The sequence below is a fragment of the Streptomyces griseicoloratus genome, from assembly GCF_014534645.1.
GTDB lineage: Bacteria > Actinomycetota > Actinomycetes > Streptomycetales > Streptomycetaceae > Streptomyces > Streptomyces griseicoloratus.
In genome coordinates, this window is record NZ_JACVQF010000215.1 from 1 (window position 1) to 23,273 (window position 23,273).

General features: G+C 72.8%; 21 protein-coding genes and 1 pseudogene. 12 read left to right on the top strand and 10 right to left on the bottom strand.

From position 1 onward, the window contains the following. Positions 1 to 7: 7 nt before the first annotated feature. From H0H10_RS26000 to H0H10_RS26010, 3 genes and pseudogenes are all read right to left on the bottom strand, one after another. Positions 8 to 825, bottom strand: a pseudogene (locus H0H10_RS26000) (IS5 family transposase). 52 nt (positions 826 to 877) lie between these two features. After that, positions 878 to 1,987: an SMODS domain-containing nucleotidyltransferase gene (locus H0H10_RS26005; RefSeq protein WP_223180440.1), complete on the bottom strand. Its 1,110-nt coding sequence runs from the start codon at positions 1,985 to 1,987 to the stop codon at positions 878 to 880. Then, entirely contained in the window at positions 1,984 to 2,580 is a 597-nt protein-coding gene (locus H0H10_RS26010) for an SLATT domain-containing protein (protein WP_188183546.1), read from the bottom strand. The genes H0H10_RS26005 and H0H10_RS26010 overlap by 4 nt, the downstream gene beginning before the upstream one ends. A 1,333-nt stretch (positions 2,581 to 3,913) precedes the next feature. On the opposite strand from H0H10_RS26010, the gene dhaK reads away from it, so the two are divergent. Genes dhaK through H0H10_RS26025 form a run of 3 tightly spaced genes read left to right on the top strand, consistent with a single transcriptional unit; the run spans position 3,914 to position 5,958 of the window. Further along, positions 3,914 to 4,906, top strand: coding sequence for a dihydroxyacetone kinase subunit DhaK (gene dhaK / locus H0H10_RS26015; RefSeq protein WP_188183547.1), 993 nt, complete (start codon positions 3,914 to 3,916; stop codon positions 4,904 to 4,906). Between the two features lie 49 nt (positions 4,907 to 4,955). Then, positions 4,956 to 5,555 carry a dihydroxyacetone kinase subunit DhaL gene (dhaL, locus tag H0H10_RS26020; RefSeq protein ID WP_188183548.1) on the top strand — a complete coding sequence of 200 codons (600 nt, stop codon included), beginning with the start codon at positions 4,956 to 4,958 and terminating at the stop codon, positions 5,553 to 5,555. Then, positions 5,548 to 5,958 carry a PTS-dependent dihydroxyacetone kinase phosphotransferase subunit DhaM gene (locus tag H0H10_RS26025; RefSeq protein ID WP_188183549.1) on the top strand — a complete coding sequence of 137 codons (411 nt, stop codon included), beginning with the start codon at positions 5,548 to 5,550 and terminating at the stop codon, positions 5,956 to 5,958. The genes dhaL and H0H10_RS26025 overlap by 8 nt, the downstream gene beginning before the upstream one ends. A gap of 121 nt (positions 5,959 to 6,079) precedes the next feature. On the opposite strand, the gene H0H10_RS26030 is transcribed toward H0H10_RS26025, so the two are convergent. Continuing rightward, positions 6,080 to 6,814: a glycoside hydrolase family 75 protein gene (locus H0H10_RS26030; protein ID WP_188183550.1), complete on the bottom strand. Its 735-nt coding sequence runs from the start codon at positions 6,812 to 6,814 to the stop codon at positions 6,080 to 6,082. 358 nt (positions 6,815 to 7,172) lie between these two features. On the opposite strand from H0H10_RS26030, the gene H0H10_RS26035 reads away from it, so the two are divergent. Further along, positions 7,173 to 8,177 (top strand): fibronectin type III domain-containing protein, encoded by a 1,005-nt coding sequence (locus H0H10_RS26035; RefSeq protein WP_373566882.1) that lies wholly within the window; start codon positions 7,173 to 7,175, stop codon positions 8,175 to 8,177. Positions 8,178 to 8,346: 169 nt separating this feature from the next. Next, a complete protein-coding gene (locus H0H10_RS26040; protein ID WP_188183551.1) occupies positions 8,347 to 8,895 on the top strand; it encodes a hypothetical protein in 549 nt (182 codons plus the stop codon). Positions 8,896 to 8,913: 18 nt separating this feature from the next. On the opposite strand, the gene H0H10_RS26045 is transcribed toward H0H10_RS26040, so the two are convergent. The 4 genes from H0H10_RS26045 to H0H10_RS26060 form a co-directional block, all read right to left on the bottom strand. After that, positions 8,914 to 9,450 carry a PadR family transcriptional regulator gene (locus tag H0H10_RS26045; RefSeq protein WP_188183552.1) on the bottom strand — a complete coding sequence of 179 codons (537 nt, stop codon included), beginning with the start codon at positions 9,448 to 9,450 and terminating at the stop codon, positions 8,914 to 8,916. 41 nt (positions 9,451 to 9,491) lie between these two features. After that, entirely contained in the window at positions 9,492 to 11,507 is a 2,016-nt protein-coding gene (locus tag H0H10_RS26050; RefSeq protein ID WP_188183553.1) for an NADPH-dependent 2,4-dienoyl-CoA reductase, read from the bottom strand. 98 nt (positions 11,508 to 11,605) lie between these two features. Beyond that, positions 11,606 to 11,986, bottom strand: a complete 381-nt coding sequence (locus H0H10_RS26055; protein WP_188183554.1) for a hypothetical protein — start codon at positions 11,984 to 11,986, stop codon at positions 11,606 to 11,608. A gap of 162 nt (positions 11,987 to 12,148) precedes the next feature. Then, positions 12,149 to 13,033, bottom strand: coding sequence for a hypothetical protein (locus H0H10_RS26060; RefSeq protein WP_188183555.1), 885 nt, complete (start codon positions 13,031 to 13,033; stop codon positions 12,149 to 12,151). Positions 13,034 to 13,300: 267 nt separating this feature from the next. Between H0H10_RS26060 and H0H10_RS26065 the strand changes: the two genes are divergently transcribed. Beyond that, positions 13,301 to 15,379: a SpoIIE family protein phosphatase gene (locus H0H10_RS26065; protein ID WP_188183556.1), complete on the top strand. Its 2,079-nt coding sequence runs from the start codon at positions 13,301 to 13,303 to the stop codon at positions 15,377 to 15,379. Between the two features lie 11 nt (positions 15,380 to 15,390). On the opposite strand, the gene H0H10_RS26070 is transcribed toward H0H10_RS26065, so the two are convergent. Together H0H10_RS26070 and H0H10_RS26075 are read right to left on the bottom strand one after the other, a co-directional pair. After that, a complete protein-coding gene (locus tag H0H10_RS26070) occupies positions 15,391 to 16,230 on the bottom strand; it encodes a putative protein N(5)-glutamine methyltransferase (RefSeq protein ID WP_188183557.1) in 840 nt (279 codons plus the stop codon). Between the two features lie 172 nt (positions 16,231 to 16,402). Further along, on the bottom strand, positions 16,403 to 17,470 hold the full coding sequence (locus H0H10_RS26075) for an ABC-2 transporter permease (protein ID WP_188183558.1): 1,068 nt from the start codon (positions 17,468 to 17,470) through the stop codon (positions 16,403 to 16,405). Between the two features lie 95 nt (positions 17,471 to 17,565). Between H0H10_RS26075 and H0H10_RS26080 the strand changes: the two genes are divergently transcribed. The 6 genes from H0H10_RS26080 to H0H10_RS26105 all read left to right on the top strand — a co-directional run bounded on the left by H0H10_RS26080 (position 17,566) and on the right by H0H10_RS26105 (position 23,237). Next, positions 17,566 to 18,039, top strand: coding sequence for a MarR family winged helix-turn-helix transcriptional regulator (locus tag H0H10_RS26080; RefSeq protein ID WP_188183640.1), 474 nt, complete (start codon positions 17,566 to 17,568; stop codon positions 18,037 to 18,039). Between the two features lie 115 nt (positions 18,040 to 18,154). Beyond that, positions 18,155 to 18,760, top strand: coding sequence for a sulfite oxidase-like oxidoreductase (locus H0H10_RS26085; RefSeq protein WP_188183559.1), 606 nt, complete (start codon positions 18,155 to 18,157; stop codon positions 18,758 to 18,760). A gap of 73 nt (positions 18,761 to 18,833) precedes the next feature. Then, positions 18,834 to 19,553 carry a ferredoxin reductase gene (locus tag H0H10_RS26090; protein WP_188183641.1) on the top strand — a complete coding sequence of 240 codons (720 nt, stop codon included), beginning with the start codon at positions 18,834 to 18,836 and terminating at the stop codon, positions 19,551 to 19,553. A gap of 872 nt (positions 19,554 to 20,425) precedes the next feature. After that, entirely contained in the window at positions 20,426 to 21,010 is a 585-nt protein-coding gene (locus tag H0H10_RS26095) for an Rv1733c family protein (protein ID WP_188183560.1), read from the top strand. Positions 21,011 to 21,290: 280 nt separating this feature from the next. Further along, positions 21,291 to 22,259: an acetylxylan esterase gene (locus tag H0H10_RS26100; protein ID WP_188183561.1), complete on the top strand. Its 969-nt coding sequence runs from the start codon at positions 21,291 to 21,293 to the stop codon at positions 22,257 to 22,259. A gap of 237 nt (positions 22,260 to 22,496) precedes the next feature. Next, the gene (locus H0H10_RS26105) at positions 22,497 to 23,237 is read left to right on the top strand and encodes a GntR family transcriptional regulator (protein WP_188183562.1); all 741 of its coding nucleotides are present in this window, start codon (positions 22,497 to 22,499) and stop codon (positions 23,235 to 23,237) included. The last annotated feature ends 36 nt before the right edge of the window (positions 23,238 to 23,273 follow it).

Genomic DNA, 23,273 nt, shown 5'->3' on the forward strand with positions numbered 1-23,273 from the left:
ACTGGCCCTAACAAAGCCTCTGGACGTGGCGGTAGGTGATCAGGCAGACGGCGAGGCCGAGGAAGGCCTCGTGGATGTCGTCGCGTCTTTCCCAGCGGATGCGCAGGCGGCGGAAGCCGTGCAGCCAGGAGATCGTCCGCTCGACGACCCAGCGGAAGGTGCCCAGGCCGGTGCCGTGCGGCTGGCCACGTTCGGCGATCACCGGTCGGATGCCCCGCTCGCGAAGGAGCCGGCGGTACTTGTCATGGTCGTAGCCGCGGTCGGCGAAGAGCATGTCCGGGCGGCGTCGTGGCCGGCCGACGACTCCCGCGACCGCTGGAATCTTGTCGAGCAGGGGCAGGAGCTGGGTGACGTCGTTGCGGTTTCCGCCGGTCAGCGACACCGCGAGCGGGATGCCCTGACCGTCGGTGATGATGTGGTGCTTGCTGCCCGGTCGTGCGCGGTCGACCGGGCTGGGTCCGCTTTTGGGCCCCTGCGTGCGGCCCGGACGTGGGAGGAGTCGATCACCGCCCGGGACCAGTCCAGCTGGTTCTTCGACCGCAGCTTGTTCAGCAGCAGCTGGTGCAGCTGGTCCCAGACGCCGGCCTCGTTCCAGGCCGCCAGGCGCCGCCAGCACGTCATGCCCGATCCGAAGCCGAGCTCCTGGGGCAGGTACTCCCACTGGATACCCGTGTGCAGGACGAACAGGATGCCGCACAAGGCCTGACGGTCGGGCAGCCGCGGCCGTCCCTCAACCTGCTTCGGTGCCGGTTCGGGCAGCAACGGCTCGATCAGCGACCACAGTTCGTCCGACACGATCCATGGCCGCGACTGACGCTTCCCCATGCCCCCATCAACGAGCGACCAAGCCGACAGTCACATGATCAACCCGCTTTTGTTAGGGCCAGTTAAGCGTGTAGGGCTCCCTGACCGAGCAACTGGTGACCACGAACCTCAAGCCCTTGTCGGCCTTGAGCAGGATCCCGCCGCGACGCATCGCGCGAAGCCAGGTCGGACGCCATCCGGCCTGCGTGACCTCGCAGTCGATGGACACAGTCTCGGACACGTCGACCGGGAACTCATCCTCGATGAACTCCTCGGTGTCCCTGAACAACCGGGACGAGTCGCTCGCGCTCTTCGCCAGCGGCACCGACGTGCCGAAGACCTCGCGCCACTTCTTGTTGGCGGACGTCTGGCCTTCGTCCGCGATCGCCTCGAGGCATCGGTTGTACGCCTTCTTCGCCTTCGGTTGGAACTGCGCCTTGACGTAAACCCGCTGCCGGCTGCCCAGCGCCAGGTAGTACTCCTGCTCTGGCTGATCCTTGAGGAACTCGAAGAAGTCGCGGGCCATGAGGTCGAACGAGCCTGTGCCCGCTGCGTCGTAGTCGTCGGTCTGGTCGAAGAAGTTGTAGACGAGGGTGTCGATGAGCAGGCCGCCCATGTTCACGCCGTTCGCGTTCTTCCAGGCCCGTGCCATCCGGGCGAGGTGGCGCATGTTCGTCGAGGTGCGGTCGTTGCACTCCTTGGTCGCGGCGATCTCCTCGCGCGGCTTGGTGACCTTCCAGCCCTCAGCGTTCGTGTCCGGGTAGTCGAAGCTGCCGTCGTCGTTCTCGAATGCTGGCTGGACCTCGAACTTGAAGGCGTTGGACGTGAACCGCACTCGGACGACACACTGGTCGACGCGGATCTCAGTGTTCTTGTACCTCGCCTTGAGGTCGTTCCGAACCCTCTCGAGAATTCTCCGCGGGCCGGTGTCCCCGTCGTAGCTTGACCGGATCTTGGGCGGGAGGATGAAGATCATGTCGAGGTCGGACACTCCCTTGATCGCGGTGTGCCGGCCGAACGATCCGACCATCAGCTTGTAGTCGGTGCAGCCGTCCTTGTCGCGGAAGTCCTTGTTGAGCGCCTTCGTGATCTCGTCCCGCCGTGAGGCGACCGTCGTGGCCGTCTCCCCGACCTTCAGGTTCTTCAGCAGTGTCTCGAAGATTTCTGAGGTCTTCATCGTCATGCCTCGCCTCCGCCGAGCCGGAGCGCCTCCGGGAGGAAGAGGTCGATCTCGCGCGAGGTGAACGTCATCTCCTCGTTGTTCTGCAGCCCGCCTTGGGCGCGCGCGAACGCCCTGCTGCTCGTCCTGGGCGCGTCGGCGTAGGCGTCGCGCGCGGCCTGCTGCAGCTCGTTCCGCCGCTCTCGGCCCTCCGCGTTGGAGACGGTGCCGGACATCAGGTCGGCGACGAGGGAGATGTAGGACTCTCGGACGTCCCACAGCCGAGACGCGATGCCGCGGTGGGCCTCGGACTCCTCCTCGAACTTGAAGGTCTTCGTCCCAAGGCTCATCCAGCTGACCAGAAGCGCGATAGAAGAGGTCGCGAGGCTCGTCAGCACTGCGTTGCCGAGCAGGCCGACCACCGCGGCAAGGAAGGTGCCCGAGCTGATCGCGGTGAGAGCAATGAGGACGCCCTGCTGCCACCGGTGCTTGGTGAAGCAGATGTCCGCCTGCTTCTCATGGGTCTTGTGGCTGTAGACCACGCGCCCAAAGGACTCTCGTATCTGCGCCAGAAGGTACGGGTCGCGGTCGGGCACCGCGTCGCTCTCGGGTGTCAATTCGTTCCTACTCGGTCGAGGGCTGGCTCCTGGATATGCGCCTCAAGGTCAGGTGCACGTCTTCTGAGTATGGCGGCGACCACTGACACTCCGACCGACTCGAGCTATCTCCCATTCAGGCCGCGCTTGACCCTGCTCGCGCTGCGGCCCTCTCCTGCTTCGCGCAGGTAGCGGAGAGCAGCGGACACGGTGCCGCGGAGCCGCTCGCCATCCTTCTCCGCGGCGGTCCCGCGAAGCTCCTGGCTCCTGGCCCGGGCGAGAGCGGGGCTCGGAGCAACTGGTGCTGATCCGGGCGGACCGGGGCGGGACCTGGCAGCTCGCCGACGCCTGTGCCGCGTGCACGGTCGCGATTCCGCAGGCGGCGACCACCCCGGAGGCCCCTGCTTCGTGCGACAGTACAGGCCACGAGTCGTCGGCGGCCGACGCCTCCTGTGCTGGAAGAGCCCGGTGAGTGGATCGAATCGTTGTGAGCAGCGCCGTATCGCGGCTGTGGCAGGGACCCGGGGAACCGGCCAGAGGTTCGATGCGCGCGGTATCTGCTCTGGCGGTCGCGGTCCCGTGGTGCCAGTGCGGGCGGTGCGGACGGCCCGGTGAGGTAGAGGGTTGTCGTGGCCACGATCCGGGGGCAGCCAGAAGGAAGCGGGAAGCAGGTTTACTTCGCGGGCCGCCTGATCGAGGTCGGCGACGACCAGCTCCAGGGCTGTGTAGACCAGGTCGCCGCCAGCGGCTATGCAGCGGATGGCGTTCACGTTGGTTCTGGCCCGTTTCGCCACGACAGCTTGGAACCGCAGGCGGTCGCCCTCGTATCCGTAGGCGTCGAGCAGCAGACGCAGGCGTCCGCATGCGGAGGTGGTTCACGGCTGCGGCGGGGACCAGGGCATCGGCACCACGCACGGGCCCGGGTGCGGATCTTCTTCCAGTTGAAGTACTACCTGAACGGTTCCCCGACCACGGCGCACACTCACGTCAAGCATGCTTGGACAGTCCACCAGGGGTGACCTGCTCAACCAGCGACCTGCTGGCCAAGGCCCACAAGACGCCGACATCCGGCACAGCCCGTTTCGGGACCTGGGCGCGCCCATGCCGTTCTCGCGCGTGACCTTCGCTGCCGCAAGGCCGATACTGCCGACAGCAGGGATCCCGACCAAGCCGCACCCGACCGTCCGACGGACCTGAAGAGCCGTCACCGAAGTCAGCATTGAGTCAGCATCAGTACCGCCAGAACCCGCTCCGAGCCGTCACGGAGCGCCAAGATCGAAAATCGCTTCCACCCACTCTGACCAGCAAAGACGCAGGTCACTGACTGGCCTGCTAGGCTTCCCAGGAGGTACCCATGAGGATGCTCATCAACGTCCCGGAGACCGTGGTCGCCGACGCGCTGCGCGGTATGGCGGCGGCCCATCCCGAGCTGGCCGTGGATGTCGAGAACCGGGTGATCGTGCGGCGGGACGCCCCCGTGGCCGGGAAGGTCGCCCTGGTGTCCGGTGGCGGTTCCGGGCACGAGCCGCTGCACGGCGGATTCGTCGGGCCCGGGATGCTGTCGGCGGCCTGTCCGGGTGAGGTGTTCACGTCGCCGGTGCCGGACCAGATGGTGCGGGCGGCCGCCGCCGTGGACAGCGGCGCCGGAGTGCTGTTCGTCGTCAAGAACTACACCGGTGACGTCCTGAATTTCGACATGGCCGCCGAACTGGCCGAGGACGAGGGCATTCAGGTCGCGAAGGTACTGGTCAACGACGACGTGGCGGTGACGGACAGCCTGTACACGGCGGGCCGGCGCGGTACCGGGGCGACGCTGTTCGTGGAGAAGATCGCGGGGGCGGCCGCGGAGGAGGGCCGGCCGCTGGAGCGGGTGGAGGCGATCGCCCGTCAGGTCGTCGAGAGCTCCCGCAGTTTCGGCGTCGCGCTCAGCGCCTGCACCACGCCGGCCAAGGGCAGCCCCACCTTCGACCTGCCGGCCGGGGAACTGGAGCTCGGCATCGGCATCCACGGCGAGCCGGGGCGGGAGCGGCGGCCGATGATGACCTCCGGTGAGATCGCCGAGGCCGCCGTCGACGCGATCCTCACGGACCTCAGCCCCCGCAACCCCGTTCTGGTCCTCGTCAACGGCATGGGCGCGACCCCGCTGCTGGAGCTGTACGGCTTCAATGCCGAGGTTCAGCGTGTACTCGGCGAGCGCGGGGTCGCCGTCGCCCGCACCCTCGTCGGCAACTACGTCACCTCCCTCGACATGGCGGGGGCGTCGGTCACCCTGTGCCAGATCGACGAGGAACTGCTCGGTCTGTGGGACGCGCCGGTGAAGACGCCGGGTCTCAGGTGGGGCATGTGAGAGCCGACGGGTAAGCGACCACCACGTACCTACCAGGCAAGGAGACCCAGTGCTCGACGCCGATTTCTTCCGCCGTTGGATGACGGCGACCGCCGCGTTGGTCGACCGGGAGGCGGAACGGCTCACCGCCCTCGACTCGCCCATCGGCGACGCCGACCACGGCAGCAATCTCCAGCGCGGGTTCACCGCGGTGACGGCCGCGCTGGAGAAGGAGGCACCCGACACGCCCGGCGCGGTCCTGATCCTCGCCGGGCGCCAGTTGATCTCGACGGTCGGCGGAGCGTCGGGGCCCCTGTACGGGACGCTGCTGCGCCGCACCGGCAAGGCGCTCGCAGACGCCGCCGAGGTGAGCCCGGAGCAGCTGGCCGAGGCACTGCGGACGGGGGTGGACGCCGTCAGGACGCTCGGCGGTGCCGCACCGGGTGACAAGACCATGATCGACGCCCTGGTGCCCGCCGTGGACGCCCTCGGCGAATCGTTCGCCGCGGCCCGCGACGCCGCCGACGAGGGCGCCCGGGCCACCACGCCGATGCAGGCGCGCAAGGGCAGGGCCAGCTATCTCGGCGAGCGCAGCATCGGGCACCAGGACCCGGGTGCCACGTCGTCGGCCCTGGTGATGACCGCACTCGCGGAGGCCGCCGGTGAGTGACGGGAAGCTGGTCGGAATCGTGCTGGTGTCGCACAGCGCGGAGGTGGCGGCGTCCGTGGCCGACCTCGCGAAGGCGCTGTCGGGCGGCGGCACCGCGGTGCTCGTGGCCCCGGCGGGCGGCACCGAGGGGGGAGGATTCGGCACCAGTGCGGAGCTGGTCCGCGCGGCTGCCGCGTCCGTCGACCGGGGCGCCGGGGTCGCCGTCCTGACGGATCTCGGCAGTGCGGTGCTCACCGTCAAGGCGCTGCTCGCCGAGGGCGACGAACTCCCGGACAACACCCGTCTGGTCGACGCGCCCTTCGTCGAGGGGGCGGTGGCCGCGGTGGTCACGGCGGCCACGGGCGCCGACCTGGCGGCCGTGGAGGCGGCGGCGGTGGAGGCGTACTCCTACCGGAAGGTGTAGCGGCCTCCTGCCGGAAGGGGTGGCGGGCTCCTGCCGGAAGGTGCGGCGGGCTCGCGGCGGGGCCGGCGGCGTACGCGTGCCGGGACGGTGACGGTGCCGCCCCGGGGACGTGCCGGGCGGGTCAGTCCTCGTCGAGGAAGCGCCGGGCGAGCCGCTCCCCGAGCCGTTCGGCCGCGGCTCGGTCGTCGATGGGTCTGACCCGGCTGTCCTTGAAGACGATGTAGGTGACGCCGGAGGGGGTGCCGCCCCGGCGCGGATCGGGGCGGACGCCGAGGGCGCGCGCGGCGGCGTGGGACGCCTCGCCGATGACGTCGCGCGGGCCGACGTCGCCCACGACGGCGTACCGCAGCCGGTCTCCGCGGACGACGGCCGCCACCGATCCGCCCCGGATCCCGTCCTCGCGGTGGTCCCAGATGCCGCTCGGCTGGGGGACGACGATGTAGGGCAGGCGTTCGGCGTCCAGCGGCCCGCCGTCGGACCCGGGGAAGGCCGTGGCTGCGGTGAAGTACGGGTCGGTGCGGCTGTTGCACAGCCGGCCGGGCCGGCCGTCGCAGTCGATGTCCATGTCGGCCTTCCAGAAGACGGCGTCCTTGGCGCCGCAGACCGGGATGTCCGCCCGCAGCCCGGCGTCGCTGCGGTAGCGCCCGCGCGAGACGGGGCGGCAGTCGCGCACCTTGGCCAGCAGGTCGGCGGCGCGGACGGGCTCCTCCCGCCCGTCCTTGGCCGGCTTGTGTGCCTCCGGACCGGTCCTGACCCGGGACTGCGGGCCGGGCACCGGTGGGGGCGGGGCGTCGGGAAGTGTGGTGGGGGCGAGCAGGGCGGCGCCCGCCGCGACCAGCGTCAGCTGAACACGCACGTGATGGCCTCTCCTGGGGGACGGTGACGGACACTCGGCCGATCTGTCCCCGTATCGGAACACGCGCTCACCGCTGAAACGCTGGAACGATTGCATCCCCCGCGTGTCCCGGGCAGGGGCCGGCGTACGGGATGCGGCCGCCCGGCCGCCGGGCCGGCGCGGTTCCAGCGACGACAGCGTTCCGCGCCAGCGGCCCGAACTCCCCCGAGTGCGAGGGGATTTCGACCGGGCGGACGTTCAGCATACGTAACCCTCGGGGGTGGTCACCAACGCACGCCCTCTTGATGTGATCGCGTCATGGGCGTCATATTGGTCCGGACCATTGTCGTCCTGCCGTCGTCCCCAGGGAGGCAGAGCCGTGCGAGGCGTTCCCTCTCCCGCCGCACCCGCCGCTCGTCCGCACCTGCGCCGCTGCGCCCTGCTCTGCGGAGCACTCGCCCTGGTCGCCTCCTGCGGCTGGGGCATGGGCGGGGACGAGGAGAGCGGCCCGCTCCCGGCGGCGCCGCGGGGCGTCACCGCCGCCGCGGGGAGTGCGACGAGCGTGCACGTCATGTGGAACGCGATCGACGGCGCGGAGGCGTACGAGGTGTATCGCGGCTCCACAAAGGTGCAGGAGGTGCCGTCCTCCGACCACATGGTGGATGTCACCAGGCTCCGCCCGTCGACCACGTACGTCTTCACCGTCCGGGCCCGCGGCGCCGGCGGACGCCTCGGGCCGCCCAGCGAGGAGGTGCGGGCGACGACCCCCGCGGCCGCCGCGGCCGACCGGTCCGCCCCGACGCGCCCGCCGGGGGTCCGCGGCCGGGCGGCCGGGGGCCGGGCGGTCCAGCTCACCTGGTCGGCGGCGCGGGACGACCGGGGCGTGGTGTCGTACGACATCTACCAGGGCGACACGAAGATCCACAGCGTCGGCGGCGGACAGACGGCCACCGCCGTCGGGGGCCTGCGGCCGGGCACCCGCTACGTCTTCACGGTCCGGGCCCGCGACGCCGCCGACAACCTCTCCCCCGCCAGTGCCGCCGTCCGGCTCACCACCCCGGGCACCGACGACGGCCGTGCCACCGCGCCCACGGGGCTGCGGGCCACCACCCACCGCGCCGACGAGGCGTACTACATCGACCTCGCCTGGGTCCCGCCGCGCACGGACGGTGTGGTGACCGAGTACCAGATCCACCTCGACGGCCGCCAGGCCACCTCACTCGTCTACGGCGGCGACGCGCCGCGCGACCGGGCGGAGTACAGCTTCTACGCGGGCCAGGAGCCCGGCGTGACGCACCGGGTGCGGATCCGCGCCAAGCTGCCCGACGGCACCTGGGGCGGCTTCTCGGCGGAGCGGACGGTGACGACGGGCGAGCGGCGGTGACGTCCCGCCGGGCGTCCGCCGGGCCCCGGGACGGGTCACCTGCCCGGTGGCGCTCGGCATGCGGGCCCGGCCGCGGCCCTGTTGGCTGCCTCTGAGGCAGCACGGCCGTTTTCCGATCTCGGCGGCACCCGGGATGTACCGCCGACCGTGCCGCCGGAGGGCAGTCCACATGCGCAAGTCATCGCCACTCCTCCGCTCCGGCCCAGCCGCGGCAGCCGCGGTCGCGCTGCCCCTCGCCCTGACCGCCGGCACGGCCTCCGCCGGACCCGGGATCTCCGTGAGCACCACCGGGTCCACGGTGTCCGTCACGACCACCGCGTGCGCACAGCTCCACGGGAGCTGGGGCAACGCCTCGCTGCTGACCACCGGTCAGGCGTCCTTCACCCAGGGCCGGCAGGTGGCCCTGTCGGGGACGAGTGCCGGCCAGTCCGCCACCTGGTCCGGCGTGAGCCCGGGCACCTACACGGTGATCGTGGTGTGCTCCGACAACAGCACCGCCGGCACGCAGACCGTCCTGGTCTCCCCGGGGCCCTCCCCGGCGGCGGCCCGGCCCGTCCCCACCACGCCGGCCTCGCCCCGCGGCGTCCTGGGCGGCGTCGGCGGTGCCGTGGAGGACCACGGCACGGTCACCCTCGTGGCGGGCGGGACCCTGGTCGGGACCGGTGTCGTCGCCGCGGCCTGGTTCCTGAGGCGCCGCTCGAAGCCGTACCGGTCCTGAGCAGCACCCCCGCCGGCGTCAGGGCAGCTCGGCGAACTCCTCCAGGGCGTGCCTGAGCCACTGCGTCCAGAACGTCTCCAGGTCGATGCCGGCCCGCAGCACCAGGTGCCGCAGCCGGTCCTCCGGGCCGTCCTTCCCCGGCGGGAAGTCCCGCTCCTCGATCTCCTCGTACTCCGCCAACTGCCGCTCGTGCAGCTCCAGATGGCGCCGCAGGTCCGCCTCGATGCCCTCGGTGCCGACCACCGCCGCGGCGCGCAGCCGCAGCAGCATCACGTCGCGCAGCGGTTTGGGGTCGTGGGCGGCGGCCGTCCAGCGGGCCAGTTCCGCACGGCCCGTGGGCAGCACCTCGTAGCTCTTCTTCTGCCCGCGGGCCGGCTGCTCCGCCGGGAGCGCGCGGATCAGCCCCTCGGCCTCCAGTTTTCCCAGCTCGCGATAGATCTGCTGGTGCGTCGCCGACCAGAAGTAACCGATCGACTTGTCGAACCGGCGGGTCAGTTCCAGCCCGGACGACGGCTTCTCTAGCAGGGCGGTGAGGATCGCGTGCGGGAGTGACATGGGCTCATCCTAGGGACGGCCTCCGACGCCGGTGCCCGGCCCTAGAGAGCCGCCGCCAGCTCCGTGCCCTGCTTGATGGCGCGCTTGGCGTCCAGCTCGGCGGCCACGTCGGCGCCGCCGATGAGGTGCGCGGAGCGGCCGGCGGCGACCAGTTCCTCGTACAGGCCGCGGCGCGGCTCCTGGCCCGTGCACAGCACGATCGTGTCGACCTCCAGCACCGTGCTCTCCTCGCCGATCGTGACGTGGAGCCCGGCGTCGTCGATCCGGTCGTAGCGCACGCCCGGGACCATGGTGACGCCGCGGTGCTTGAGCTCGGTGCGGTGGATCCAGCCGGTGGTCTTGCCGAGGCCGGCGCCGACCTTGGAGGTCTTGCGCTGGAGCAGGTGCACGGTGCGCGGCGGGGCGGGGCGCTGGGGCGCGGCGAGGCCGCCGGGCGCCCGGTAGTCCATGTCGACGCCCCACAGGCGGAAGTACGCCGCCGGGTCCTCGTGCGCCTTGGCGCCGCCGTCGGTGAGGTACTCGGCGACGTCGAAGCCGATGCCGCCCGCGCCGAGGATCGCGACCCGGTCGCCGACGGGGGCGCCGTCGCGCAGCACGTCGAGGTAGCCGAGGACGCTCGGGTGGTCGACGCCGGGGATCTCGGGGACCCGTGGGGTGACGCCGGTGGCGACCACGACCTCGTCGTAGGCGTCCAGGTCGGCGGCGGTGACGGGGGTGTCGAGGCGTACGTCGACGCCGTGCTCGTCGAGCCGCGTGCGGAAGTAGCGCAGCGTCTCGTCGAACTCCTGCTTGCCGGGGACCTTGCGGGCGACGTTGAGCTGGCCGCCGATCTCGCTCACGGCGTCGAACAGCGTGACGTCGTGGCCGCGCTCGGCGGCGGAGACCGCGCAGGCCAGGCCGGCCGGCCCGGCGCCGACGACCGCGACGCTCTTGCGCAGCCGCGTCGGGGAGAGGACCAGCTCGGTCTCGTGGCAGGCCCGGGGGTTGACCAGGCAGGAGGTGAGCTTGCCGCTGAAGGTGTGGTCGAGGCAGGCCTGGTTGCAGCCGATGCAGGTGTTGATGGCCTCGGGGCGGCCGGCCGCGGCCTTGGCGACGAAGTCGGGGTCGGCGAGCATCGGGCGGGCCATCGACACCATGTCGGCGGTGCCGTCGGCGAGCAACCGCTCGGCCAGTTCCGGGGTGTTGATGCGGTTGGTGGTGACGAGCGGCACCTTCACCTCGCCCATCAGCCGCCTGGTCACCCAGGTGTACGCACCGCGCGGCACCGAGGTGGCGATGGTGGGGATCCGCGCCTCGTGCCAGCCGATGCCGGTGTTGATGATGGTCGCCCCGGCGGCCTCGACGGCCCTGGCGAGCGTGATCACCTCGTCGAGCGTGGAGCCGCCGGGGACCAGGTCCAGCATGGACAGCCGGTAGACGACGATGAAGTCCTCGCCGACCGTCTCGCGCACCCGGCGGACGATCTCGACGGGGAAGCGCATGCGGTTCTCGTAGGAGCCGCCCCAGCGGTCGGTGCGGTGATTGGTCCGCGCGGCGGTGAACTCGTTGATCAGGTAGCCCTCCGAGCCCATGATCTCGACGCCGTCGTATCCGGCCTCGCGGGCGAGACGGGCGGTGCGGGAGTAGTCGTCGATCGTGCGCTCGACCTCGTCGTCGGTCAGCTCACGGGGCACGTGGGGGCTGATCGGCGCCTGGAGCGGGCTGGGTGCGACCAGGTCGGCGTGGTAGGCGTAGCGGCCGAAGTGCAGGATCTGCAGGGCGATCCGGCCGCCCTCGCGGTGCACGGCCTCGGTGACGGTCCGGTGCCGCTCGGCCTCCTCCGCCGTGGTGAGCTTGGCGCCGCCCGGGTAGGGCCGGCCCTCCTCGTTGGGCGCGATGCCGCCGGTGACGATCAGGCCCACTCCCCCGCGCGCCCGGGCGGCGTAGAACGCGGCCATGCGCTCGAAGCCGCGCTCGGCCTCCTCCAGGCCGACGTGCATGGAGCCCATCAGGACCCGGTTGGGCAGGGTGGTGAAGCCCAGGTCGAGCGGGCTCAGCAGGTGGGGGTAACGGCTCATCGGGCCCTCCGTGCGCGGTGACGTGCCTCTGTTGTAGAGGACGACCACCACCTTTTGCAACTAGTTGCAAAAGGTGGTGGCGCGCACGGCGGGCTCGTTCAGCGGCTCGCCAGCCGGACGTGCAGTTCCCGTTCCTGGTCCCCGGAGGCCATGCTCAGGTCCTGCACGGTGAACAGGGAGTCCAGGGTGGTGCGGAACCGCTCGATCGCCCAGTAGCCCCCCTGCGCGTCGGCGTCCACGGACGCCTGGAGCCGGGTGGGGCCGCACTCCCCCTCATGGGCGTCGGCCACGTCGAAGGTGCCGAGCCACACGGTCGGGCGCACCTCGTCGTACTCCCGGGGCACGTCGTCGGCGCACCGGTCGGACGAGAAGCACGCGCACAGGGCGTCGAAGACGATCCGGGCGTCTTCCTTGCTGCATCCGCTCAGCTCCACCGACACGGACTCCGGGTGCTCCGGGTGCAGTCGCTCACCTTCCATCGTGATCGCTCCTCTCGTGGCCGCGGCGCGGCATCACGAGCGCGCGCCGTACCACGGACGTACCCGTGGAGAACGACCCCATACCCGCAGAAAAGCAGCAGAACAGCGCAGTACGGCACCAGCTCGGCCGAGCACCGGCCGCGCGGCCCGGGCCGGGGTGCCTCAGCCGCGGGTGAGGCGGTAGGTCTTGCTGTCCGTCAGCACGCAGAAGCCCGGCGAGACGACGATCACGCGCAGGGTGCCGGTACGGCGGTCGTAGTCGATGCCCTCGGCCTCGAAGGCCCCGGAGCAGGCGCTGCGCAGCGGCAGCTGCCGCAGGGCGGTGACCCGGCCGGTGACGTCGGCGGTGCCGCCGGGCGCCGCGGAGAGGTCGATCCTCAGCAGCGGCTTGGTGATGCCGAACAGGGTGCCGGCGGGGTCGTCGGAGGAGCACAGCAGGGTGGTCGCGTCGAGGAAGTCGCACCCCTGGACGTCGCGCACGGCGCGGTCGAGGCGGACCGTGGCCGCCTGCGGGAGGTTCGCCGAGGGCGAGGTGGCCGGGTTGACGCCCGGCGTCGGGAAGACCAGCAGCCGGTTCATGGTGCCCCACTCGCCGGACAGCATCCACTGGCCGTCCGGTGAGACGGCGACCCAGGAGTTGTTCAGCGCCTCCCCCGCGCTCAGCGTGTGGACGTACTCCGACCAGCGCCCGTCCGGCGCCTGCACGCGGAACATCTTGGCGTTCCCGTCGTCCCGCTGGTACGGCTCGATGTAGTGGCCGTCGTAGGAGGTGTCGGGGTCGCCGACGTGGTTCCAGCCGCGGCCTGCGACCCCCAAGGGGATGGTGCCGATCCCGGTGTAGCGGTTGGGGCTGCCGGCCGGGACCTCGACCGAGGCCAGGCCCTGGCTCTCGGTGAGCGGGTCGGCCCGGTCGGAGCCCACCTCGGTCCAGGTGTCGGCGGCGGCGCCGGCCGCGGCGGGCGGGGCGGTGGCGAGAACGGCGGCGAGGGCAAGGGCGGCGAGTCCGGTCAGGGCCGCGTGACAACGTTGCCGGGCGCGCAGGGGCATGGACGGGCTCCTCGATGCGGAGGGGGACGGCACGGGCGGCGCGGTGGCCGCGGGGCGTCAGTGTGGACCGCCAGCTAGGGTCATGTACAGACCAAATCAGGGCTCCTCGGCGGGCCGCGCGGAGCGCTCGGCGCCGCGCCGGGAGATGCTGGAAGGAGACGACAAGGGCCTCGGGGAAACGGTCCTGGACACGGTGGAACGCGGTAGAACAGGGTCAGTCGGCATCGCAAGGGCGTGCCGCGCGGATCGGCGAAGGCGGGGCGTGGGATGAGTGCAGCCAGGTCTGCCGGGTTCGAGGGCGACGGGCCGCCGCACGCGTCGGCGGGGCCCAGCGGGCTGCTCGACGTACTGCGCGTTGCCTCGGTCGTCCTGGACGCCGAGGGGCGGATCGTGCTGTGGAGCCCGCAGGCCGAGGAACTGTTCGGCTACTCCGCGCGTGAGGCCCTGGGCGAGTACGCCGCCCGGATCATGGTGCACGAGCAGCATCTCGACCTGGTCGTGAAACTGTTCGCGGACGTCATGCACACCGGCCAGAGCTGGGCGGGCGCCTTCCCGATCCGCCGCAAGGACGGCGGCACCCGGCTGGTGGAGTTCCGCAACATGCGTCTGATGGACGACCGGGGCGACGTCTACGCGCTGGGTCTCGCCGCCGACCAGACGACCGTGCGCCGGCTGGAGCGGGACATGGCCCTGTCTGCGCGGGTGATCAGCCAGTCCCCGGTCGGCCTGGCCGTCCTGGACACAGGTCTGCGCTACGTGTCGGTCAACCCCGCGCTGGAGCGGATCAACGGCGTGCCGTCCGAGGCCCACCTCGGCCGCACGGTCCGCGATGTGCTGCCGATGCTCGACGCCGACGCGCTGGAGAGCCAGGCCCGCGAGGTGCTGGACACCGGTGAGCCGGTCATCGACCGTTCCATGATCGGCCGGACCCCCGCCGATCCGGAGGACGACCACGCCTGGTCGGTCTCGCTGTACCGGCTGGAGGACGCCCTCGGTGCCGTGCTGGGGGTGGCCGTCTCCATCGTGGACGTCACCGAGCAGTACCGGGCGAGCAGGGAGGCCGAGGCCGCGCGGCGCCGGCTCGCCGCCGTCGCCGACGCCTCCACCCGGATCGGCACCACGCTGGAGCTGGACCGCACGGCGCACGAGCTGGCCGACGTGGCCGTCCCCGGTCTCGCCGACATCGCGGCCGTGGACCTGCTGGAGGCCGTGGTGAAGGGCCGGCGCAGCACCCTGGGCCCGGCCGAGCACGCGGTGATCCGGGCCCTGGCCGTCCACGCGGACGACGCCCCGGAGGCGATGCGGGCGGCCGATCCGCCCGGACAGGTCGCCCGGTACGGGCCCGAGCGGCTGGTAACCGAGTGCGTGCGCACCGGGCGTCCGGTGATGGTGCCGCGGGTGACGCAGGAGGACCTGTCCCGCATCGCGCGCTCGCCCGAGGCCGCCGAGTTGCTGGGGCGGGCCGGGGTCCACTCCTACCTGGCCGTTCCCCTGATCGCCCGGGGCGAGGTGCTCGGGGCCCTGGACCTGAAACGCATGCGCAATCCGCTGCCGTTCGGCGAGGACGACCTGCTGCTGGCCAGGGAGCTGGCCGCCCGCGCGGCCCTGCAGATCGACAACGCCCGCTGGTACCAGAACGCCCGGGACGCCGCCCTCACCCTCCAGCGCAGCCTGCTGCCGAGCCATCCCCCGGTGACGGGCGGGCTGGAGGTCGCCTCCCGCTACCAGCCCGCCGAGGCCACGAGCGAGGTCGGCGGCGACTGGTTCGACGTCATCCCGCTGGAGGGCTGCAAGACGGCGCTCGTGGTGGGCGACGTCATGGGCAGCGGCATCACGGCGGCGGCGTCCATGGGGAGGCTGCGTACGGCGACGAACACGCTGGCCTCCCTCGACCTCGACCCCGCGCTCGTGCTCGAACACCTCGACCGCACCGCGACCGGGCTGGACCAGGCCATCGCCACGTGTGTCTACGCCGTCCACGACCCGCGCCGGCGGGAGTGCCGGATCGCCAATGCCGGCCACCTCCCCCCGGTGCGCCTCCGCGCCGGCCGGCCTCCGGAGCTGCTCGACCTGCCCACCGGGGTGCCGTTGGGGGTGGGCGGTGTCGCCTTCGCCACCACCACCGTCGGCCTGGACCCCGGCGACCGGCTGGTCTTCTACACCGACGGGCTCGTCGAGACACGGCAGCATCCGCTCGACGAGCGGCTGAACGCGCTCCTGGAGGTGCTGGACGGCCCGGACCGCCCGCTGGAGGAGGTCTGCGACCTCCTGCTGCGCACCCTGCACGAGCCGGAGAACTCCGACGACGTGGCCCTGCTGATCGCCCGGGCCACGCCGCCCGCATAGGTACCGCGTCCTTACCGGCGGACGCCGATCACCACGTGCGCGTACAGCTCCTCGGAGACGGCGAGGCGGGCCGTCAGGCCGCTGCGGGCGAAGGCGTCGAGCGCCGCCGGCGCCTGCCGCTCGCTCGTCTCGACCAGCACGCATCCGCCGGGTGCGAGCCAGCCGGGGGCCTCGGCGGCGACCCGGCGCAGCACGTCGAGGCCGTCGGTGCCGCCGTCGAGGGCGACCAGGGGTTCGTGGTCCCGGGCCTCGGCGGGCAGCAGGGCGACCTCGTCGGTGGGGACGTAGGGGACGTTGGCGGCGAGTATGTCGACCCGGCCGCGCAGCGTGCGGGGCAGTGCGTCGAACAGGTCGCCGGTGTGCACCCGGCCGCCGGCGGCGGCGAGGTTGCCCCGGGCGCAGCGCACGGCGGACGGGTCGACGTCGGCGGCGTGCAGCTCGGGCCGGCCGAGCCCCGCGGCGAGGGCCGCACCGACGGCTCCGGAGCCGCAGCACAGGTCGACGACGAGGCCGGCGCCGGGCGCGTGGGCGAGGGCCTGGGCCACGAGGAACTCGGTGCGGCGGCGGGGGACGAAGACGCCGGGCTCGACCGCGATGCGCAGGCCCCGGAACTCCGCCCAGCCGAGGACGAGTTCCAGGGGCAGGCCGGTGACCCGGCGGTCCACGAGGGCGGCGAGCTCCTCGGGGGTGCGGGCGGCGGCGAGGATCAGCTCCGCCTCGTCCTCGGCGAAGACGCAGCCCGCGGAGCGGAGCGCGGCCACGACGCGGTCACGCGAAGACGCGGACGGGGCGGACGACGATGGAGCGTGAGAGGAGGAGGTGGAGGACGAAGCGGGAGACGGTGAGGACATGGAAGCCGAGAGCCTTTCGGGAACCGAAGGGCGCTCTCGCGGTCACCTGTCGACGGCGACCGAACTGCCGTGAGGTGAGAGCACCCTGACCGACACAGCGGTAATGGGTCTCACCCCCTCGACGTCCGACGGCCGGGACGATCCGCGGCCGACGGTCACACTACCCCAACGATCAGACCGCGACGGTCTCTTCCGCCTCCTCCTCCGCTTCCTCGCGTGCCGCCTCAGCCTCTACGGGGGTCCGCTCGTCCGGCCTCGCGTGCCTGGGCCGGGCGGCCGCGGGCGCCGTGACACGCTCGCGGAGGGCGGCGACGGCCATGACGACCAGGCCGAGCAGCAGCCAGGCGGCCAGCGTCCAGACGTTGCGGCCCAGACCGTCGCCGTCGAAGTAGAGCAGGCTGCGGGCGCCCTCGACGAAGCCGGCACCGTTCCAGAAGGCGTGCAGCGTGCCGAAGAAGCCGTTCTGCAGCTCGGGCCGGAACAGGCCGCCGGAGGTGGTGAAGTTGAGCATCACGAACAGCACCATCATCGCGAGCGTGGTCCACCGCTTGAGGAAGGTGTGCAGGCCCACACCGATGAACAGGATGCCCGCCGCGTAGAGCCACGCCATGCCCCACAGGCCGGCCAGGTCGTGGTGCGCGAGGTGGAAGACGGGTCCGGCGAGCAGGGCACCGATGCCGCTGACCACGACAGAGACGCCGAGCGTCAGCAGCGCCCGGATCCGCATCGGCTGGGCGGACCCGGCGGCGCCGAGCGCGGCCACGGAGGCGTAGGAGCCGATGCTGACCGCGATGAGCAGGAAGAACAAGCCCTGTCCGGTGGGGTCGTCGTCGACCGGGGTGGCCACGTCGGTCACCTTCAGCGGGACGCCCTGCCGCTCGGCGAGGGGGGTGAAGACCTTCTCGGCGGCCATGGCGCCCATGTCGGAGGCGGCGGTGGCCACGACGACCTCGGGCGCGTCGGCGCCGGGGACGTAGGCACCGGTGATGTCGCGGGCCTTCAGCAGGTCGACGGCCTCGGCCCGGGTCGCGACGGTCCGTACGTCGAGTGCGTCACCGGCCTCGTCCTTGACCGACTGGGCGAGCACCTTCACCTCGGGGCCGGAGCCGACGACGGCGACCGGAAGGTGGTTCGGCTCGGGGGTGACGAAGGCCCCCATGTACGCGAGCCCCATGCCGACGCACATCAGCAGCGGGGTGATCAGGTGCGTGAGCACGTGGCGCAGGGCGTGCGACCTCATCGCTCACATCCTCCAATGGTTGGCTTATACAACTTCTTCTTCAAGTTGTACTATACAACCGACACTGTGAGGGAGGACCCGTGACGACAGCCGAGATGCGCGATGGGACGACCGTCACCCCCGGCGGCTCCGCGGCGGACACGGCCGTGGAGACCATCCAGCGCGAGATGACGGTCTTCGCCCGCCGCGCCCGCGCCTCGGCGGGGCGCATGCATCCCGAGCTGACCCTGGTGTCGTACACGCTGCTCGGCCACCTGGAGGAGCGGGACGGCTGCCGTGCCACCGACCTGGCCGCCCACTACGCGCTGGACAAGTCCACCGTGAGCCGTCAGGTGGCGGCCCTGGAGCGCACCGGCCTCGTCGAGCGGCGCGTCGACCCGGAGGACCACCGCGTCCAGGTGCTGCACCTGACGGAGGCGGGGCGGCGCATCCTGGCCCAGGTCACCGAGAGCCGGCGGACGGCGTTCCGGGAGCGGCTCGCCGACTGGCCGGAGGAGGACCTGACGCGCTTCGCCGCGTATCTGGAGCGGTACAACGCGTGGCCGGGGCCGGGGACCGGTGAGGGCTGAGCCGCCAGGGGCGGCCGCGGCCGTCGCGCCGGGACACGTACGGTTGTCCGCGTACGCACCGATGACGCCGGCCGCGAGCAGTTCGGTCTCCGGCCGGCCCGAAAGGCACCACCGCATGAACATCACCCGAGGCTTCACCGGGCGCCCGCGCGCCGCCCGGCCGGGGCTGCCGCCCGGGCAGTACGACGCGGGCGAGGACTGGCCCGTGCTGTCCGCCGAGGTCACGCCCGACCTGGCACCCGACGACTGGTCCTTCCGCATCGGCGGGCTGGTGGCCGAGCCCCGCGCCTGGGACTGGGCCGAGGCCGGCCGGATGCCCGGGTCGGCGTACTCGGGCGACATCCACTGCGTGACGGGCTGGTCGAAGTTCGGGGTGCGGTTCGGGGGCGTGTCCCTGGACGCCTTCCTGGACGCGGTGCGGCCGCTGCCGTCCGCCACGCACGCCGTCGCCTACGCGCACACCGGCTACACGGCGAACCTCCCGCTCGCCGACCTGACCGGCGGACGCGCCTGGATCGTCCGGGAGTACGACGGGCGGCCGCTCGCTCCCGAGCACGGCGGCCCGGCGCGGCTCGTCGTACCGCACCTGTACTTCTGGAAGAGCGTCAAGTGGATCGCGGGCCTGGAACTCCTCGACCACGACGAGCCGGGCTTCTGGGAGCAGAACGGCTACCACGCGCGCGGCAACCCCTGGGAGGAGCAGCGGTACTCCGGTGACTGAGACGGCGACCGAGACAGTGACCGAAACAGCGACGCCCACGTCCGGGGGGTTCGCTCCGCCGACGCGGTTCGCCGTGCCCGGGCGGATCGAGGTGAGCGGCCGGGTGGCCGGCAGGTGGCAGACGGCCACGCTCACCGAGATCCGCCGCGAGACGCCGCGCGCCGCCACGTTCCGCTTCGCCGTGCCCGGCTGGGCGGGGCATCTGCCCGGCCAGCACCTGATGCTGCGGCTGACCGCCGGCGACGGGTACGTGGCGCAGCGCCACTACTCGCTGGCGTCCGCGCCCGACGACTCCGGGCACATCGAGCTGACCCTCGACCACGTCGCCGGCGGCGAGGTCTCGGGGTGGTTCCACACGGTGGCGCGGCCCGGCGACCGGATCGAGGTGCGGGGGCCGCTGAGCGGCTTCTTCGCCTGGCCGGGCGACCGGCCCGCCCTGCTGCTGGGCGCCGGCTCCGGGGTCGTCCCGCTGATGTCGATGGTGCGGCACCACCGGGCGCGGGGGCTGACGGCGCCGCTGCGGCTGCTGGTGTCCGCGCGCAGTCCCGAGGAGCTGATCTACGCGCGGGAGTACGGCGCGGAGACGACCCCCGTGTTCACCCGGAGCGCTCCGGACGGCACGCCCGTGGGGCGCCTGACGGCCGCGCACCTGGCACCGCTGCTGGCCGATCCGCCCGCCGGCGGCTGGGAGGCGTACGTGTGCGGATCCAACTCCTTCGCCGAGCACGCCTCGCGGCTGCTGGTGGCAGCCGGCCAGCCCGTGGACCGAATCCGCATCGAACGCTTCGGCTGACCCCACGGCCCGCTCCCGTCCCGAGTCCCCCCACCGCCCTGCCGGGCACCTGCCGACCCGGCGCGGCACAACCCGGCCGGCGCGGCACGACCGCCCGGCCGACGGGGCACGACCGCCCGGGGGGCGGCACGATCGTCCGCCCGCCGGCGCCACGATCGTCCCACGGCTGCGGGACAGAGTCCGACGGTGTGGGACGGACGCCCCGCCGACACGTTGACGGCCGCGCCCGGCAGTACGGGCGGCCCCTGGCGGCATGAGACAGGCGCCCGGCAGCGAAGCAGAACGGGCACTCGGCAACGCGACGCAGCCACCCGACCTCACGCCCGCCGCGACGACGCGCAGCGGCTGGACGCCCCCGCAAGACGGGCGGTAACGGCACGAGACAGGCCGGCGACGCGGAGCGAGCACCCGCAGCACCCTCCCGACAGGTGCCCGGCATCGCGCCGCCGCGACGACGCGCAGCCACTCGACGCCCGCGCTCGACGGGCGGCCGGGCGCACGAGACGAACCGGCGACGCGAGAGAAAACCCGACGACGCACGCTGGGCGGCCGACAGCCCGAAGCGCCCGCAGCGCGAGGCAGTCGGCCGGCAACGCGCCCGCCACGACGACGGGCAGCCACTCGCGGCCCGCGCTCGACGGGTGGCCGGGCGCACGAGACGAAACCACCACCGGCCCCCGGCCCGCACCACCGGGTGCCTCCCTCACGTTGCCCTGGGTGAGGGGTGTGGGGGGAGAGTCGCCCACCTTGCAACGGGTACCAGATGTGTGCGGGCACTCGCGCGCGCGTGGCGTGGCGCGGAGGGAGCGGCGGTCCCGGTTTCGCAGGGCGTCGCCCGGCCCTCCGGTCGCGGTGATCGCGAGGAGGTCGAGATGCGAACCCGGGTGCGCGGCTGGCGGTGGCGGCGCAATCCGCTGCGACGCCGGTCGGACGTCGTCGAGGCGTGGACGGTGCTGACCGTCGCGCTCCTGCTTTTCGTGGGAGCGCCGGTGCTGGGAGCCGTCTCCGCCTGGTGGGCCCACGGCCAGGCGCGGGAGGTCGCGGCGGAGCAGCGGGCCGACCGGCACCGCGTCGGCGCGACGGTGGTGGGCAGGACCCCCGACACACTTCCCTCGGTGCAGTCGGGGGGCCCGCACTCGTACCGCGCGACGGTGCGCTGGAGCGAGCCGGGCGGTGCCGAGCGGACCACGACGACGCGGGTCGCGGCCGGCACGCGCCAGGGTGACGTGGTCGACGTCTGGCTCGACTCGCGCGGCCGGAGCGTGGCGCCGCCGACGAGCGACTCCGCCGTCTGGCAGCACACCGTGACCATCGGCGCGTGTTCCGCCCTCGGCGCCTCGCTCGCGGTCCTCCTCGCGAACAGCGTCGTACGCCGCACGGCCCTGCGGCACCGGCTGGCCGAGTGGGAGCGCGAGTGGGCCAGCACCGAGCCGCAGTGGACGCACCGCCGGGCCTGACGCGCCGCGCGCACCCGCCCGGTGCCGCGTCTCCGCGTCCGGTGACCCGACCACCTGTCCCTGACGCCGACCGCTCAGTCGTCCCCTTGCCCGGGCCGGAGACCCGGCCCGCTGCCCTGACCTGCGGTACGCCGGATCAGCGTGCCCGGAGCCACGCGGCCGGCCCCAGGTGAACCCGGCGGAGACCTGGCGAGTCCTCCGACCACTCACGTACGGTGTGATCACCTGATCTTCCTCGCACCGTCCCGTCCCGACTGTCTCTCCGTAAAGGCGGTTCTCGATGGCCCTGTTCGACCTCCCTCTCGACGAACTGCGCGCCTACCGCAGCGAGTCCACCGCACCCGAGGACTTCGACGCGTTCTGGAGCAAGACCCTCCAGGAGGCCCGTGAGTACGACCTGGACGCCCGCTTCGAACCGGTCGACACGGGCTTGTCCACGGTGCGGGTGTACGACGTGACGTTCGCCGGGTTCGGCGGTCACCCGGTGAAGGGCTGGCTGGTCCTGCCGGCGTCGGCCGAGGAGCCGCTGCCGCTGGTCGTGGAGTTCGTCGGCTACGGAGGCGGGCGCGGCCTGCCGCACGAGCACCTGCTGTGGGCGTCGACGGGCCGGGCGCACTTCGTGATGGACACGCGCGGACAGGGCAGCGCCTGGGGCGGCGGCGGCGGTACGGCGGACCCGGTCGGCGGCGCGCCCGCCTACCCCGGGTTCATGACACGGGGCATCGACGCCCCCGAGAACTACTACTACCGCCGCGTCTTCACCGACGCCGTGCGCGCGGTCGAGGCGGCCCGCTCGCACCCGCTGACCGACGCGTCGCGCACGGTGGCCCTCGGCGGGAGCCAGGGCGGCGGCATCACGATCGCGGTCGGCGGCCTGGTGCCGGACCTGACGGCGGTCGCACCGGACGTGCCGTTCCTGTGCGACTTCCCGCGCGCGACGACGCTCACCGACCGGCACCCGTACCGGGAGGTCGGCCTGTACCTCAAGACGCACCGCGGCCGCACCGAGGACGCCCTGCGCACGCTGTCCTACTTCGACGGCGTGCACTTCGCGGCGCGCGGCCGGGCCCCCGCGCTGTTCTCCGCGGCCCTGGAGGACCAGACCTGCCCGCCCTCGACGGTCTTCGCGGCCTTCAACGCCTGGGCGCACGACGACAAGTCGATCGAGGTGTACGAGTTCAACGACCACGAGGGCGGCGGGCCCTTCCAGCAGGCGGCCCGGATGCGCTGGCTGCGGTCGTACGCCTGAGCCGCGGGGCGGCGGGCGGACGGCGGTCTTCGGCCAGTCGCCGTCCGCGGCCCGCGCCGGGCCCGTCGGCCCCGCGGACCGGCACGGCGCCGCGCCGGGCGGGTGCGCCGGAGGCGGGCGCGGTCCGGTTTCGGCCGAACCGCCGGTCCGCCCTTCACAACTGGTTTAGACCAATGGTACTCCTGGTGGCGCACCGAGCCCGCACGGCTACCGAACGTCACCACCAGGAGGCGCGGCATGGCCCGCACCACCCCGTACGACCACCCTCTCGCCGACACGCAGCCCCTGTACCGGCGGATCGCCGTGGAGCTGCTCGGGGAGCTGAACGACGGAACCATCCGGCCCGGCGGGCGGCTGCCGGGCGAGCGCCGGCTGGCGGAGCACTTCGGGGTCAGCAGGGAAACCGTGCGGCAGGCCCTGGAGGTGCTGCGCCGGGACGGCCTGGTCGCCACCGACCGGAGGGGCACCCACGCGACCCTGCCGGGACCGCCCGACCGGGGCCTGTCCCTCGCCTTCCCGGTCGGCGCGCGGGCGGCGGTCCCGGGCTCCGTCGACCGGGCCACGGTCACCTGGGAGCCCCCGTCGCCGGAGCACGCCGAGGCGCTGGGCCTGGCGCCGGACCGGCCGACGCTGGTCCACCGCTACGAGTCCGCCACCGCCGACGGGCGCGGCCGGCGCACGGCCGTCACGTCGTTCTCCGCCGTGGCGCTCGCCGAGGTGGAGGAGCTGGCCCGCTACCGCCACCGCGCCGACGGCGCCGCCTCGGCGCAGCTGCGTCAGGCCTACGACTGGATGCGCAGGGCGGGCCTGACCCTGCATCACCGCGACACGATCAGCCGGCCGGCGAACGCCCCGTCGGTGCGGGTCACTCGGCGGGTGCACGACCAGTACGCCCGCCCCCTGGAGATCACCGACCTCGTCCTGGACGCCCAGCAGGACGCGCTGGTCTACGAGTTCACGCTGCCGGCGGCGGGCTGAGCCACCCGCGCACGGCCGGGCACGGGGCGTCCGGCG

Coding starts and splice junctions, on each gene's coding strand:
- H0H10_RS26005 (WP_223180440.1), bottom strand. CDS start 1,987: ATGACGATGAAGACCTCAGAAATCTTCGAGACACTGCTGAAGAACCTG.
- dhaK (WP_188183547.1), top strand. CDS start 3,914: ATGAGGATGCTCATCAACGTCCCGGAGACCGTGGTCGCCGACGCGCTG.
- H0H10_RS26040 (WP_188183551.1), top strand. CDS start 8,347: ATGCGCAAGTCATCGCCACTCCTCCGCTCCGGCCCAGCCGCGGCAGCC.
- H0H10_RS26045 (WP_188183552.1), bottom strand. CDS start 9,450: ATGTCACTCCCGCACGCGATCCTCACCGCCCTGCTAGAGAAGCCGTCG.
- H0H10_RS26050 (WP_188183553.1), bottom strand. CDS start 11,507: ATGAGCCGTTACCCCCACCTGCTGAGCCCGCTCGACCTGGGCTTCACC.
- H0H10_RS26055 (WP_188183554.1), bottom strand. CDS start 11,986: ATGGAAGGTGAGCGACTGCACCCGGAGCACCCGGAGTCCGTGTCGGTG.
- H0H10_RS26060 (WP_188183555.1), bottom strand. CDS start 13,033: ATGCCCCTGCGCGCCCGGCAACGTTGTCACGCGGCCCTGACCGGACTC.
- H0H10_RS26065 (WP_188183556.1), top strand. CDS start 13,301: ATGAGTGCAGCCAGGTCTGCCGGGTTCGAGGGCGACGGGCCGCCGCAC.
- H0H10_RS26070 (WP_188183557.1), bottom strand. CDS start 16,230: ATGTCCTCACCGTCTCCCGCTTCGTCCTCCACCTCCTCCTCTCACGCT.
- H0H10_RS26075 (WP_188183558.1), bottom strand. CDS start 17,470: ATGAGGTCGCACGCCCTGCGCCACGTGCTCACGCACCTGATCACCCCG.
- H0H10_RS26080 (WP_188183640.1), top strand. CDS start 17,566: ATGCGCGATGGGACGACCGTCACCCCCGGCGGCTCCGCGGCGGACACG.
- H0H10_RS26085 (WP_188183559.1), top strand. CDS start 18,155: ATGAACATCACCCGAGGCTTCACCGGGCGCCCGCGCGCCGCCCGGCCG.
- H0H10_RS26095 (WP_188183560.1), top strand. CDS start 20,426: ATGCGAACCCGGGTGCGCGGCTGGCGGTGGCGGCGCAATCCGCTGCGA.
- H0H10_RS26100 (WP_188183561.1), top strand. CDS start 21,291: ATGGCCCTGTTCGACCTCCCTCTCGACGAACTGCGCGCCTACCGCAGC.
- H0H10_RS26105 (WP_188183562.1), top strand. CDS start 22,497: ATGGCCCGCACCACCCCGTACGACCACCCTCTCGCCGACACGCAGCCC.